Source organism: Salinicola avicenniae, from assembly GCF_023736115.1.
Taxonomy (GTDB): Bacteria; Pseudomonadota; Gammaproteobacteria; order Pseudomonadales; family Halomonadaceae; genus Salinicola; species Salinicola avicenniae.
The window spans coordinates 437,268-451,276 of sequence record NZ_JAKQZC010000006.1; the positions used below are offsets into that span (position 1 = coordinate 437,268).

The 14,009-nt window shown below is 65.1% G+C and carries 13 protein-coding genes; 10 read left to right on the forward strand and 3 right to left on the reverse strand.

Going from position 1 to position 14,009, the window contains the following annotated elements; translation table 11 throughout:
- The first annotated feature begins 11 nt into the window (after positions 1 to 11).
- Positions 12 to 671, forward strand: coding sequence for a CoA pyrophosphatase (locus tag MC381_RS16650; protein WP_251978881.1), 660 nt, complete (start codon positions 12 to 14; stop codon positions 669 to 671).
- Positions 668 to 1,333 (forward strand): 2OG-Fe(II) oxygenase, encoded by a 666-nt coding sequence (locus MC381_RS16655; RefSeq protein WP_251978882.1) that lies wholly within the window; start codon positions 668 to 670, stop codon positions 1,331 to 1,333. Before MC381_RS16650 ends, MC381_RS16655 begins: the two co-directional genes overlap by 4 nt.
- Before the next feature lie 10 nt (positions 1,334 to 1,343).
- Here the strand turns inward: MC381_RS16655 and MC381_RS16660 are convergent, their stop codons facing one another.
- Positions 1,344 to 2,705, reverse strand: coding sequence for an MFS transporter (locus MC381_RS16660; protein ID WP_251978883.1), 1,362 nt, complete (start codon positions 2,703 to 2,705; stop codon positions 1,344 to 1,346).
- A gap of 358 nt (positions 2,706 to 3,063) precedes the next feature.
- On the opposite strand from MC381_RS16660, the gene MC381_RS16665 reads away from it, so the two are divergent.
- From MC381_RS16665 to MC381_RS16680, 4 genes are all read left to right on the forward strand, one after another.
- On the forward strand, positions 3,064 to 4,365 hold the full coding sequence (locus tag MC381_RS16665; protein WP_251978884.1) for an MFS transporter: 1,302 nt from the start codon (positions 3,064 to 3,066) through the stop codon (positions 4,363 to 4,365).
- 187 nt (positions 4,366 to 4,552) lie between these two features.
- A complete protein-coding gene (locus MC381_RS16670; RefSeq protein ID WP_251978885.1) occupies positions 4,553 to 5,839 on the forward strand; it encodes a 3-dehydroquinate synthase in 1,287 nt (428 codons plus the stop codon).
- The gene (gene eboE, locus MC381_RS16675; protein ID WP_251978886.1) at positions 5,826 to 7,010 is read left to right on the forward strand and encodes a metabolite traffic protein EboE; all 1,185 of its coding nucleotides are present in this window, start codon (positions 5,826 to 5,828) and stop codon (positions 7,008 to 7,010) included. Before MC381_RS16670 ends, eboE begins: the two co-directional genes overlap by 14 nt.
- Positions 6,920 to 7,867, forward strand: a complete 948-nt coding sequence (locus MC381_RS16680; RefSeq protein WP_251978887.1) for a UbiA family prenyltransferase — start codon at positions 6,920 to 6,922, stop codon at positions 7,865 to 7,867. Before eboE ends, MC381_RS16680 begins: the two co-directional genes overlap by 91 nt.
- Positions 7,868 to 7,959: 92 nt before the next feature.
- Here the strand turns inward: MC381_RS16680 and MC381_RS16685 are convergent, their stop codons facing one another.
- Complete coding sequence (locus tag MC381_RS16685) at positions 7,960 to 9,408, reverse strand: alkaline phosphatase family protein (protein WP_251978888.1); 1,449 nt, start codon at positions 9,406 to 9,408, stop codon at positions 7,960 to 7,962.
- A gap of 311 nt (positions 9,409 to 9,719) precedes the next feature.
- Between MC381_RS16685 and MC381_RS16690 the strand changes: the two genes are divergently transcribed.
- The 4 genes from MC381_RS16690 (at position 9,720) to MC381_RS16705 (ending at position 12,966) form a co-directional block, all read left to right on the forward strand.
- Positions 9,720 to 10,592 (forward strand): EboA domain-containing protein, encoded by an 873-nt coding sequence (locus MC381_RS16690; RefSeq protein WP_251978889.1) that lies wholly within the window; start codon positions 9,720 to 9,722, stop codon positions 10,590 to 10,592.
- Between the two features lies 1 nt (position 10,593).
- Positions 10,594 to 11,514 (forward strand): TatD family hydrolase, encoded by a 921-nt coding sequence (locus MC381_RS16695; RefSeq protein WP_251978890.1) that lies wholly within the window; start codon positions 10,594 to 10,596, stop codon positions 11,512 to 11,514.
- 110 nt (positions 11,515 to 11,624) lie between these two features.
- A complete protein-coding gene (locus tag MC381_RS16700) occupies positions 11,625 to 12,002 on the forward strand; it encodes a DUF4870 family protein (protein WP_251978891.1) in 378 nt (125 codons plus the stop codon).
- Between the two features lie 40 nt (positions 12,003 to 12,042).
- Entirely contained in the window at positions 12,043 to 12,966 is a 924-nt protein-coding gene (locus MC381_RS16705; RefSeq protein ID WP_251978892.1) for a lysophospholipid acyltransferase family protein, read from the forward strand.
- A 78-nt stretch (positions 12,967 to 13,044) separates the two neighbouring features.
- Here MC381_RS16705 and MC381_RS16710 read toward each other — a convergent pair whose 3' ends face one another.
- A complete protein-coding gene (locus tag MC381_RS16710; RefSeq protein WP_251978893.1) occupies positions 13,045 to 13,923 on the reverse strand; it encodes a pirin family protein in 879 nt (292 codons plus the stop codon).
- Positions 13,924 to 14,009: the final 86 nt, after the last annotated feature.

A 14,009-nucleotide genomic window follows, 5' to 3' on the forward strand; every position in this document is an offset into this window, starting at 1 on the left:
ATCGACATCGCATGTTAGAGAAACTTCGTCAACGCCTGCAAGCGCATCGACCAATGCCGCTAGACGCGTCGCTGCCCCAGGCGGCGGTTCTGCTGCCGGTCGTCACGCATGCGGAACCGACACTACTGTTGACCCAGCGCACCCGGCATCTCAAGCAGCATGCAGGCCAGGTCGCCTTTCCCGGCGGCAAGCGCGAGCCGGCGGACGCCGACCTGTTGGCCACCGCCCTGCGCGAATCCCGCGAGGAGATTGCCCTGCCGCCGAGCGAGGTAGAAGTGATCGGCCAGCTGAGCGATGTTCTCTCGCTGCATGGCCTGCGTGTCACGCCCTATGTCGGCCTCGTGCCACCCGATCTGCCGTTGCTCGCCGAACCTGGCGAAATCGAGACGATCTTCGAAGTCCCCCTGCGCTACCTGCTCGGCGACCCGCGCACGCATACCGACGTGATAGAAATCGATGAGGTTGCACACTACATCCCCAGCTATCGCGTCGATGGACGCGTCATCTGGGGCCTGTCGGCCATGATGCTGGTCGAGCTACTGGTGGTCGGGTTCACGCAACCGCTGTCACTGATACAACCGCCGCCGACGGGCGAACTGCGCTATCATCCGCGGCGGTCACGCACCGCCGCGGCCGGCCACCCCCTCCGAGACCGCGAGACACCGCCATGACCGTTATCCCCAACGCCGATACGCTCTGGGATACCCGGCAGATCACACCGCTGATCGATGCGCTCGTCGAGCAGGGCTGGTACGTCGGCGAACACTTCATCGCGCCCGCTTTATGCCGCGCGCTGTCGCAGGATGTAGATAGCCTGCAAACCCGCGAGGGCCTGCACGAGGCCGGGATCGGTCGTGGCGGCGAACACACGCTGCGCCGCGACATTCGCGGTGATGCCATCCACTGGCTCGATCGCGAGAGCCTGGCCCAGCGACGCTATCTGGCGCTCATGGGCGAACTTCAGCAACAGATCAACATCGCCCTCTATCTAGGGCTCTTCGAGTTCGAGGCGCACTTCGCGCATTACCCGCCTGGCGCCTTCTATCGCAAGCATTACGACAGCTTCCGCGGCCGCGCCAACCGGGTCATCTCGACCGTGCTCTACCTCAATCCCGACTGGCCGGTCGATGGCGGCGGTGAGATGGCGCTTTACGATGCCGAGGAGACCGAGCGAGAAGTCGCCCGGGCCCATCCGGAAGCCGGTACCTTCGCCTGCTTTCTCTCCGATCGTATTCCCCACGAAGTGTTGCCGACCCGTCTACCGCGCACCAGCATCGCCGGCTGGTTCCGCCGCAACGCCTCGCTCGGCGGCGTGATCGATCCCGCGCGCTGACACTCGCTCGTCAACGTACGGGGGCGCCTGCTTCTTCGCTGTCGACGCGCGCTGCCCCACCATTTTCAGGCGATTCCGGCACCGCCGTCTCCACTTCGGGCACGACCTGCGACAGATCCTCCTGCTGCTCATGCTCGATCGCCCCCTGCACCAGTGCCTCGGTCACGCTGAGCTCGGCACCGACCACCGACTGCGGCGGGTTGGAAGTAAACGGCGCTACCGGTACCGGTGCCGGCCGGCGGCTTCGACGCCAGATGAAAAACGCGACCAGCATCGCCCCCAATCCGGCCAGCGCCATGAATAGCCCGGCGTCGCCGACGTGGGTCATCAACGGGGTGATCAGCGGCGGACTGAGCGTTGCGCCCAGTGCATTGATGAGCAGCAGCCCCTGGCTCATGCGCACCAACGCGCCCGCCGGCGCCCGGTCGGCCGCATGACTGACCGCCACCGGATAGAGCGCGAAGACACCCCCGCCCAACAGGAACAGGACCGCCGCCAGCAGACCGGGCAGATCCGGCATCAGCATCACGCCGACGCAGAGCGCGGTCATCACGCCACCGATCAGAATCAGCACGATCTGGCGATCGTGGCGATCCGACCAGCGGCCGATCGGATATTGCAGCAGCATGCCGCCGAGGATGACCACCGCCATCATCTCCCCGATACGCTGCACATCGAAGCCGTCGCGCTGCAGATAGAGCGGCAGCAGACTGTAGATTGCCGAAACCACGAGGCCTGAGCCGAAACAACCCATCACCCCGGTCGGGGTCACCGTGATCAAGCGCCACGGCGACAGCGGTTCGGCCTGTTCGATCAGCGGCGAGACACGGGGGATCATCCCTAGCGGCAACACGGAGAGCGACGCCAGCATGGCCACGATCATGAACGGCTGGTTCGGTCCGGCGCCGTCGGCCACGCCGAGCAGCAGTTGTCCGACTACGCCGGCCCCATAAAGCGAGATCATGTAGAGCGCCAGCAACCGACCGCGAACGCGAGTGTCCGCTGCTGTCAACAACCAGCTCTCGATCACCAGATAGACCCCGAGGGTTGCCCAGCCGCCGATCAGACGCAGAGTGAACCAGAGGCCAGCATTCAGCCACAGGCCCTGAAGCAGTACGGTTACCGCGACCAGCGACGCAAAACAGGCATAGGCACGAATGTGGCCGATGCGTAGCAGCAGGCGATCGTTGAACAGCGCGCCGACGGCCAGGCCGATGTAATAAGCTGCGGAGACCCAGCCGATCGTCGTCACCGACTCGCCCGCAGCATCCAGGCGTAGCGTGATCAGCGAGGCGAGAAAGCCGTTGCCGATCCCCAGAATGAAGAGACCCAGAAGCGGCGCCAGCGCCATGGAGAGCAACTGCCGAGACATGCGAATGTGTACCTCGTAACATGCCGGTCCGCCGACAATGCCGGCAGTCCCCGTGCGATCGAACCACGCGAAGTCGAAACGGTGGGAAAGGGTGGCCGGGCGCCGATCCCGCCGCCGGGCGAGCGCACTATACGCTGCCGAGGTGACTGCAAACAGTCGAAATGAGCGGTCAAATGCGTCTATCACGCTACCTTTTGGCACTTTCGCTCGATGCATTACGAGGCGTTATGCCAAGCCGCCAATAAGCCAACACGGCGCAGGATATGGCGAGTGCGCTCTCATCCCGAGGCGACAGGCCGTCACGGTGCGGCGTATGCTTATCGATTCGCACGCTAAATGCCCGTCACGGCCGGAAACCATGCCCACCGTCAATGCCTCTCCTGTCGCCGAGGGCGACAGCCCCGTCTACCGTCAGCCCGGCTTTCTGCCTTTCCTGGTCGCCCGCTTGGCCGCCGTCTTCGCCATGCAGATTCAGGCCATCGTGGTAGCCTGGCAAGTCTATGCGCTCACCCTTGATCCGCTCACGCTCGGTTACGTCGGTCTGGCACAGTTTCTACCGATGGTGGTCCTGCTGCTGCCGGCCGGCGACGTGGTCGACCGCTTCGATCGCAAACGCATCCTGCAACTGAGCTGGGGCGCGCAGGCGGTGTGCAGTGCCCTCCTGGTAGTGCTTTCGCTCTCGCAGCCGAGCTCTGCCACGCCCTTCTACGCCGTCCTGGTACTGTTCGGCGCGGCTCGGGCCTTCACCGGCCCGACACTCTCGAGCCTGCTGCCCCAGATCGTGCCACGCGAACAGCTGGGCAAGGCGATCGCGCTCAACTCCTCGATCATGAAGATCGGCGTCATCGGTGGCCCCATGCTCGGCGGCCTGCTCTACACCCTCGGCCCGGCGCTGACCTATAGCGTCAACCTCGGCTGCTTCCTGCTTGCCCAGCTGGCGCTGGTCGTGGTGCCCGTGCGCTACGCCTTCAAGCGGCAGCCGAGCGACGACAGCGCCTGGCAGCGCTTTACCGCCGGCATTCACTACATCCGCAGTAAGCCCGTTATCCTCGGCGTCATCTCGCTCGATCTGTTCGCCGTGCTGTTCGGCGGCATTATCGCCCTGCTACCGGTCTACGCCCACGAGATTTTGCACGTCGGCCCGCAGGGGCTCGGCGCCCTGCGCAGCGCTGTCGCCGTCGGCGCTTTCGTGATGGGGCTCTATCTCGGCCTGCGCGCGATCCAGCGTCATGCGGGGATGGTGATGTTTGCCGCCGTCGCCGTGTTTGGTGTCGCCAACCTGATTTTCGCGCTATCGCACTGGTTCTGGCTCTCTCTGGGCGCGCTGTTCGTGGCCGGCGCTGCCGATATGATCAGTGTCTACGTACGCCTGACGCTGTTGCAGCTGGCCACACCGGACGAGATGCGTGGGCGGGTCAACGCCGTCAATATGCTGTTCATCGGCGCCTCCAACGAGCTGGGCGAGTTCGAATCCGGCGTCACCGCATCCTGGTTCGGCACGGTTCCCGCCGCCGTAATCGGCTCGGTCGGTACGCTGGCGATCGTCGGTCTGTGGATGTGGGCCTTTCCGGTGCTGCGTCACGCCGACCGGCTCGACGCCGTCGAAGAGGAAAAGGTCGAGCCGGCACCGGCGGGGGCGACGGCCAGCAAATCGGCATAACCTCGCCTGCCAAGAATCACTTCGTTTCATGCTTGCGACCGACAAGCGGCTCATGATTCGTAGCAGAAGAACCATTCTTGTCGCCTGCCTGAACAAACGTCGAAGCTAGTCGAGACCTTGGCGGGACCGAACCGACAACCTTCCGGCTCGCCACGCGGCTTCTCGACTTCCTACGCAGGCGATGCCCATGAACCGGCCAGCAGTCTCTTTCTCGATCGATGGCGATGCCGCCATCGAGGCACGAGCGACCTCGTCGCCGCGTGCCGCCGACCGTGGATCGGCACCCCACGTGCCCCAGGCGGACATTCACTGGCAGCACTTCTCGGTGCCCTTCGACTACCCCGTGGCCTTCACGCGCGAGGTCTTCTCCCCTGATAACCCGCTGCTGGCGGAGCTGGTCTCGCGTCGCGACCCCAACGGCAGCCACCGCTGCCTGGTCTACGTCGATGCCGGCGTCGCGTCGACCTGGCCCGATCTCGACGTGCGGGTCGCCCAATACTTTGCCGCCCATGCCGACCGCCTGACGCTGCTGCATCCGCCGATCACCGTCGCTGGCGGCGAAACGCTCAAGAATCAGCTCGACGGCCTCCGCGGCGTGCTCGAGGACATTCGTCGACACGGCGTCGACCGCCACGCGTTCGTGCTCGCCATCGGCGGCGGCGCCATGCTGGACGCCGTTGGCCTGGCAACGGCGATCGGCCACCGCGGCATCCGCCTGATCCGATTGCCGACCACGGTGCTATCGCAGAACGACAGCGGCGTCGGTGTGAAGAATGCGGTCAACTTCCAAGGCACCAAGAATTTCGTCGGTACCTTTGCGCCGCCCTGGGCCGTACTCAATGATTTCGACTTTCTGGATACGCTGTCACGCCGCGATCGCCTCGCCGGCATCTCGGAGGCCATCAAGGTGGCGCTGATTCGCGACGGAGACTTCTTCGACTGGCTCGAATCCCATGCCGATCAGCTAGCGGTCTTCGACCCGCGCGCCGAGGAGACGATGATCCGGCGCAGCGCAGCGCTGCACATGCGTCAGATCGCTCACGGCGGCGACCCCTTCGAACTGGGCTCTTCGCGACCGCTCGATTACGGCCACTGGGCGGCGCACAAGCTCGAGGCGCTGACCCACCACGCCGTTGGCCATGGCGATGCCGTGGCAATCGGCATCGCACTCGATGCCCGCTATTCAGTGCTGGCCGGTCTGCTGCCGGCGGGCGCCGAGTGGCGCGTGGTGTGGCTGCTGCAACGGCTGGGCCTGCCGACCTTTCACGAGCAGTTGCTGGAGATCGGCCACGACGGCCATCCCGCCATCCTCGAGGGACTGCGCGAATTTCGCGAGCATCTGGGTGGCGAGCTCACCATCACGCTGCTGGGCGGTCTCGGGCGCGGCACCGATGTGCACGACATCGACGAGCCGCTGATGCTCGAGGCCATCCACTGGTTACGCGAGGAGGTACAGGGCCATGCAGCTGCGTGACGATCTCGGTCAGTTGACCTACTGCCTGAACATCCACCCGACGCAAACATGGGAGGCCGTGCGCGAAGCGCTGTTGGGACCGGTCAAGCAGGTCAAGGCACGCGTCTGTCCGGATCGGCCCTTCGGCGTCGGTCTGCGCGTGTCGGCACAGGCGCTCGAGGAGCTGCGTGCGCCGGATGCCCGCGCCGAGCTCAAGGAGATTCTGGCCCGCGAGGATTACCGCGTGGTGACCATGAACGGCTTCCCCTTCGGGCCGTTTCACGGCGTGCCGGTCAAGCAGAACGTCTATCAGCCGGACTGGAGACAGCGCGCCCGGCTCGACTACACCTGCTGGCTGGCCGACCTGATGAGCGAGCTGGCGGCCGCCGGCGACCGACTCAGCCTGAGCACGGTGCCGGGAACCTTCCAGCCGCTGGCCGAGGGCGCGGAGGCGGAGATGGCCGACAATCTGCTCAAGGCCGCCGCACACTGCGTCGAGCTCGCCACGCGCACGGGTGTCAGCATCGCGATCGCGTTGGAGCCGGAGCCATGCTGCTTTCTGGAAACCGTTGCCGAAACGATCGCCTTCTTCGAGACGCATCTCTTCTCGGACGACGCAGCCGCTCGCCTCGGCGAGCTCACCGGGATGCCGCCGTCAGAGGCACGCCTCGCGTTGCCACGTCATCTCGGCATCTGCTACGACGTTTGCCATGCTGCGGTGGAGTTCGAGAACCCGGCCTCTAGTATCGCGGCACTGCGACAGGCCGGCATCCCGATTCACAAGCTCCAGCTAAGCGCCGCGTTACGCGTGCCGGCCCTCGACGCGGCCGCTCGCCAGGCACTCGCACCGTTCTGCGAACGAACCTACCTGCATCAGGTCGTCGCCACTGGCGCCGAAGGGCTGGTCCGCTACGCCGACCTCCCCGAAGCGCTGGCGGATGACGCGCGTCAGGATGGTGAAGAGTGGCGTGTGCATTTCCACGTACCGATCTTCGTCGACCGCGTTCCGCCGTTCGAGACGACCCAGCCGTTCCTGCGCGACGTGCTCGCCTTGCACCGTGAACAGCCGATTTCAGCGTGCCTGGAAGTGGAGACCTACACATGGCAGGTATTACCGGAAGCGCTCCGCAGCGAGAGCGTGGACGCCGCCGTCGCACGCGAGCTGACCTGGGTCCGGCAACAGCTGGACTGAAAGCCCCCCTCTGGCTGGAGCTGGGCCGCGTCTCCAACCTGCCGACGGTCTGGAGCAACGTGCTGGCCGGTGCCGTGCTGGTGGGGGCATCACCGTGGCAGACGAATACGGCCATCGCGCTGGTATCGTTGACCCTCTTCTATCTCGGCGGCATGTACCTCAACGATGCCTGCGATGCCGAGATCGACGCCCGCGAGCGCGCCGACCGCCCCATCCCCCGCGGCGATGTCGGCCGTCTCACCGTCACGCTGCTGGGCAGCCTCATGCTTGTCGTCGGGGCACTGGCGCTGTTTCTAACCAACCTGGCAGCCGGCGTGACGGGGCTGGCCCTGGTCGCCGCCATCATCGGCTACGATGGCTGGCACAAGCGTATCGGCTGGAGCCCCCTGCTGATGGGCGCCTGCCGGCTGCTGACCTATCTGGCCGCCGCCTTCGCGCTGACAGGCAGCGTCGGTAGTGCCCTGCTGGCCGGCGCCTTCGGTCTGGCGTGCCATGTCGTCGGGCTGACCTACGCCGCCCGTCAGGAGGCCTACGACCGCATCGGCGCCGCCTGGCCACTGGTCGTGCTCGCCGTCCCGGTTGGCGTCATGTTCGTCACGACGCTGAACGGCCCGGCCCCCTCACTGCTCGCATTGGGTCTGGGGATCGCCTATCTCGCTTGGTGCGGCCGGTGCCTATCGCTGCTATTCCGTCGCAGCCCCGGTGACGTGCCACGGGCCGTGGTCGGGCTGATCGCGGCGATCTCGCTTTACGATGCCACGCTGATGGCCTCAGCAGGCGCACTGCTGGCCGCGTTGGCCGCCGCCCTGGCCTTTCTTGCCACACTGGCACTGCAGCGCGTTACCTCCGGTACGTAGATCTCGCCCGATAACGTTTCTCTGGCGGGCTTGCTACCCCTGGGGCGCCATCGAGGCGCCCCACCATCGAGGCACCCCAAGGGGCCCACACCTCAAGGGGACGGCATCGCTTGGCGATATTCGTCGGTCTCCGCTGAATGACCACCGCCCGCCCCACTCGAGCCGAACACGTGTGCCAGCACCAGCGCCTTGAAGTCGGTGGCCGCGATCTGACCCGGCGGCAGCAGATCGGCCTCGGAGGAGATCACCAGCGGGCCATCATCGGGATCGTCGGTCACCCGTCCGTGGGCGCCTCGCACCAGCGAGGTCTCCTTCAGCGAGATCACATCCAGCAGCTGACGCATGCCCAGCTTGCGCTTCGCGAGCCGCCAGCCAGCGGAGAGTCGAGGTGCCTTTAACGCCGGATCGAAGAACAGTTCGACCGGGTCGTATCCCGGCTTGCGGTGAATATCGACCGTCCGCGCGTAGTCCGGTGCCCGCGCGTCATCCAGCCAGTAGTAGTAGCTGAACCAGCGATCCGGTTCGCTGATCGCGACCAATTCCCCCGCATTGGGATGATCGAGACCCTGCGTTTGTTTCTCGGCAGCGCCCCAGACCGCTTCGACGCCATCCAGCCCCTCGAGCAGCGTGCGCACCGCATCGATATCCGCCGGCTCCCGAACGTAGACGTGCGCGACCTGATGATCGGCAACCGCGAAGGCGCGCGACGCTCCCGGGTCCAGCTGTTCGCGCGCCTGCTCGCGGCGGACCGCAATCCATCCCGCCTCGCGCAGCACACGATTGATGGGCACGGCGTCACTGACCGGCGTGATGCCATACTCCGACACGACGACCACCCGACGATTTTCCCGCTCGGCCTGTTCGATCAACTCGCCACAGAGCGCATCGACGGCGCGCAGATCCGCCTGCAGCGCCGGCTGGGAGAGGTCGGGACCGAGCCGCTGCAAGTTGTAGTCGAGATGCGGCAGATAGGTCAGCGTCAAGGTTGGCTGGCGGGTCGTCATGACGTGACGCGTGGCATCGCTGATCCAGCGACTCGAGGAAATATCCGCCATCGGCCCCCAGAAGGTGAACAGCGGAAAGGTGCCGAGTTTCTGATCGAGTTCATCGTGAAGATCGGCCGGAAAGGTGTAGTGATCCGGCAGCTTGCGTCCGTCGGCGGGATACATCGGGCGCGGAGTCGCACTCCAGTCGGCGGTGGAATACATATTGTACCACCAGAACAGCTTGGCGCAGGTAAAGTCCGGGTTGCGAGCCCTGCCGGCTTCCCAGATCTTCTCGCCGGCGACCAGCCGGTTAGACTGCCGCCAGAACCAGATTTCCGACAGATCGCGAAAATACCAGCCGTTGGCCACCGCACCGTGTTCGCCCGGCGGCAGCCCGGTCAGGAGCGTCGCCTGGGCGCTGCAGGTGACTGCCGGCGTCACCGTCTGCAGCGGGCGTAGCCCACCGCGCGCCGCGAGCCGTTGCAGATGTGGCGTATGCTCGCCGACCAGTCGTGGCGTCAACCCCACCACCAGAATCACCAGCGTATCGTTCATGTCGTCAATCCTGTCCGGCGCAGTCTGCTCTCGCGCATGGAATCCATAAGATAAGAAATCAATAGCGGCTACCGGTTGCTTATCAGGTGGCCCTCGCTCAAATCAATCGGCTTTGTCTCAAGCGGTATTTTTTACGACATCAGCGTGACCAAACCCATGGATTGACGCCGGCAAGAGATGGGGAAAATGATCCTGGATATCATCAGTTTTGCGCTCGATATTCAGCGTCGTTTCGCCAGATAAATGATCTTGGGCGCAGGCTGACATGCCCGATACAGTAACGGCATGTCACACGACCAAAGGATGACAAGATGGCCGTCTCCCCCCTGGAGTTGCTCCACGAGTGGGTCGCGCGTCAGGCCGGCGAGCAGACGGCCTGGTTCGAGCGCGAACTATCGATCCTGGCAGAAGGCGGCGCCGCAGAATCGACCCTGCACCGTTTTCTGGGCTGGGTGCCGCGGCGACTCGGCCGAGCCGATCTGACACTGACGTCGGCGGACTTGGCTCGCGCGGCGCAGGCGCGGCGCGGCTGGAATCCATCCGGTTGGAGTCTCGACGGCGCGGCCAGAGTCGCCGGCTTGCTCGCCTTTCAAGGTGAACGTGATTTCAGCGCCATATTCCGCGACCTGGTGAGAACCGCCGATGCGCGTGAACTGATCACGCTCTATCGCGGTTTGCCGCTCTACCCGGCGCCAGAGACCCTTTCCTTCGAAGTCGGTGAAGGTCTGCGCTCCAACATGCACGGGGTCTTCGAGGCGATCGCCCACGCCAACCCCTATCCGCAGGATCATTTCGACGATCATCGTTTCAATCATATGGTGCTCAAGGCGTTGTTCATCGGCAGCCGCCTTGGTCCGATTGTCGGCCTCGAGGCGCGTGCCAACGTCGAACTGGCCGGTATCCTGCTCGATCATGTGAAGGAGCGAGAGGCCGCGGGGCGCGCCATCGATCCGGAGCTGTGGCGCTGCATCGGCCCCTTCGCCCAGGACGTGGGCGCCTACGCCGCCCTGGCCGATGCCCTGGCCGGTGCACCTGACGAGCGAGCCGCCGCCACGTTGGCGCTGATGATGGCGGTCGATACGCCCGAGACCCGAGAGCTGCTCGACCGCGTGCCCGAGATGCGGAGGCGCGCGATCCACGGCGAGATCGATTGGAACCACCTGACCTGTGACGAGGTAGCCTGACATGTTCATCGACCCACACGCCCACATGGTCTCGCGCACGACCGACGACTACGAAGCGATGGCCGCCGCCGGCGTCGTCGCCCTGATCGAGCCTGCCTTCTGGGTCGGCCAGCCGCGTACCTTCGTCGGCACCTACGTTGACTACCTCTCGTCGCTGGTCGGTTGGGAGCGCTTTCGCGCCGGGCAATTCGGGATTCGCCACTACTGCACCATCGGCCTCAACTCGAAGGAGGCCAACAACGAAGCGCTCGCTGAAGGCGTCATGGAGTGGCTGCCGCGATTCGCCCTGAAGGAGGGTGTCGTCGCCATCGGCGAGATCGGCTACGACGAGCAGACACCGCTCGAGGACAAGTACTTCCGCGCCCAATTGACGCTGGCCAAGGAGCTCGAATTACCGGTCATGGTGCACACGCCTCATCGCGACAAGAAACGCGGCACCTCGCGTTCGATGGATGTCTGCGAAGAGATGGGGCTGGATCCGTCGTGGGTGGTGATTGATCACAACAACGAGGAGACAGTCCGCGAAACCCTCGACCGCGGCTATTGGGCCGGCTTCTCCATCTACCCCTCGACCAAGATGGGCAACGCCCGCATGGTGGCGCTGCTCAGGCAGTACGGCGGCGAACGTATCCTTGTCGACAGCGCCTGCGACTGGGGCATATCCGACTGTCTCGGTGTAGCCAAGACGGCGAGGCTCGCGCTGGAGAGCGGCATCGACGCCGCGGTAGTACGCCAGGTCACCTACGCCAACGCGCTCGAGGTCTATGGCAAGAGCGGCCAGATGCACGCCACCGACTGGCTGAATCCCCCGCCGATCGATCAGCGAACGCTGTTCGAGGGCAATTCGATCCTACGCGGCGGCCGCGATCCGCTCGTCGAGACACCGGCCAAAATGCGGCGAGACAATCTGATCATCGAATGACACGTCTGACGGCCCGATCCCGGGGAACCCCATCGACAACCGGACTGGCACCCGAGCGCTCGTGACGGCAAAATGCGGACATCCACCGACATGCCGACGAGAGGAGTGCCATGTCTTCCACGGTCGACAACGTCGTCGCCGAATCCGATACCGGTGCCCGCCGCCCTGACACCACGCTGGCACTGATCGTCTACGCGCTGCTACTGGGCGTCTTCGTCACCGGCCTCACGCCGCTGATCGGCGTGGTCATCGCCTACGTCTACCGCGGTAACGGACCGCGCTGGCTGGACGAGCACTACCGCTATCATATCCGCACTTTCTGGATCGGCCTGCTCTACGCCATGATCAGCTGGGTCCTGGCCTTCGTACTGGTCGGCTTCGTGCTGATGGCCCTGCAGGCGATCTGGCTGATCGTACGCTGCGTCAAGGGGTTCAAGGCACTGCAGGAACGCCGCGCTCCCGATAACGTCGACAGCTGGCTGTGGTAGCCCGCCGGCCGCCGATACCCCGCGACCCGAAGAGAAACGGATGATCGAAAGTCTGCAAGCCCGAGCCATTCACGCCCTTTGGCGCCTGCTCTCCCACTGTCGGTTGAAGACGCTATGGTCACTGGCTGGTATCGCCAGCCGGGCGCTCTATGCACTCTCCCGCCGCGAGCGCCACGTGACCCGACGCAATCTCGAGGTTGCCTACCCGGACGATGACAGCGAGCGTCGGCGACAGCGCATCCGCGAGAGCCTGCATCATTCCGCCGCGACCATGTTCGAGCTGGGACTTGCCTGGATTGGCGAGCCACGGCGGGTGGAAGCCGCCATTGTCGAAGTTCACGGCCGCGAGTTGCTCGACGAGGCTCGCGCCGAGAATCGCGGCGTCATCGTGCTGGCGCCGCACTTCGGCAACTGGGAAGTGCTCAATTTCTGGCTCTCGAGCCACTTCCCCTTCACCGCCATGTACGAACCACCGAAAATGGCTCGACTCGATCCGGTCATTCGTCACGGTCGCGAACGCATGGGCGCCGAGCTGGTACCCACCAACCCTCGCGGCGTCGCGGCGCTGCTCAAGGCGCTCAAGCGCGCCGAGGCGGTCGGTATCCTGCCCGACCAGGAGCCAGCCTGGGGCAGCGGCGCCTTCGCCGACTTCTTCGGGCGCCCCGCTTACACCGCCACGTTGCTGCCCAAGCTGGTGGCGCGAACGCAGGCACGGGTGGTGACCGGTGTCGCCCGCCGTCTGCCAGCGGGTCGCGGCTTCGCCATCCACTTCCTCGCCGCCGACGCGCGCGTCTACGATACCGACGAAACGGTCTCCGCCGCTGGGGTCAACGCCTGCGTCGAATCCGCCATCGCACTCGACCCGGCGCAGTACCAGTGGGAATACAAACGCTGGAAGAAAACCGAACTCGAGCGCGACAAGCTGCCGGGCTACCGGGAGAAGCGGCTCTACAGCAAGCGTTGACCAGTCAGTCTGCGAGACGCCACGCGCCATCCGGCGCCTCGTCAATCACCTCCTGCGGCTGGCCGATGACGCTGGCGACTACTGTGCCAGCCCGCCGAAGCGCCCGGCCCGGTAGTCGTCGACCGCCTGCTCGATCTCCTCGCGCGTGTTCATGACGAAGGGCCCATGGGAGACTGTCGGTTCGCCGATCACCTCGGCGTGACCGACAATCAGGCGCGCATCGGCCGTAGCGGCCATCGCCAGACTGTCTCCCTCCCGGTCCAGTTCCACAAGCTGGTGCGCGCACGCCGGCCGGCCCGCCACGTCGATCTCTCCTTCGACCACATAGAGAAAGAGCTGCCGGCCGGGCGAGACCGGCAACGTGACGTCGGCACCCCGCGGCAGGGTGACCGTCGACAGAAAGACGTCGGTCAACGTCTCGATCGGCCCTGTACGCCCTGCGAAGGCCCCGGCGACAAGGTTGAGCTCACCACCGCCCGGCAAGGCGAGCGCCGGTATTCCCTCTCGCTGCAGACCGATATAACGCGGCTCGCTCATCTTCAGCGCGGCGGGCAGATTGATCCACAGCTGCAGAATTTCCAGTGGGCCGCCGTCACGCAGAAACTCAGCCGGCGAGACCTCGGCGTGAACGATGCCGCTGCCGGCGGTCATCCACTGCACCCCACCGGCGTAGATCACGCTCTGGTGATCGGCGCTGTCGGCGTGCGCGAGCGATCCTTCGAGAATGAAGGTGACCGTCTCGAAGCCACGATGCGGATGCGGCCCAAACGGCAGCCCGCGATTATTGGCCGGATAGACCTGCGGACCATGGTGGTTGAGAAACAGGAAGGGATCGAGCTGCGACAGGCGCGCCCCGGGTAGCGGCCGACGTGTGACGAGATCGCCGATATCGTCACGAATGGCTGAGTGAAGCGCCACGATCCGGCGCGGCGCAGTAGGAATATCGACAGCGGACATGGCAAGACTCCTCAATTTCGTTGCCCCCAGCCTAGGCGTCTTGCCGCAGGATGAAGAGCGAATTGTTTGGCGCCAATCGTTTCACG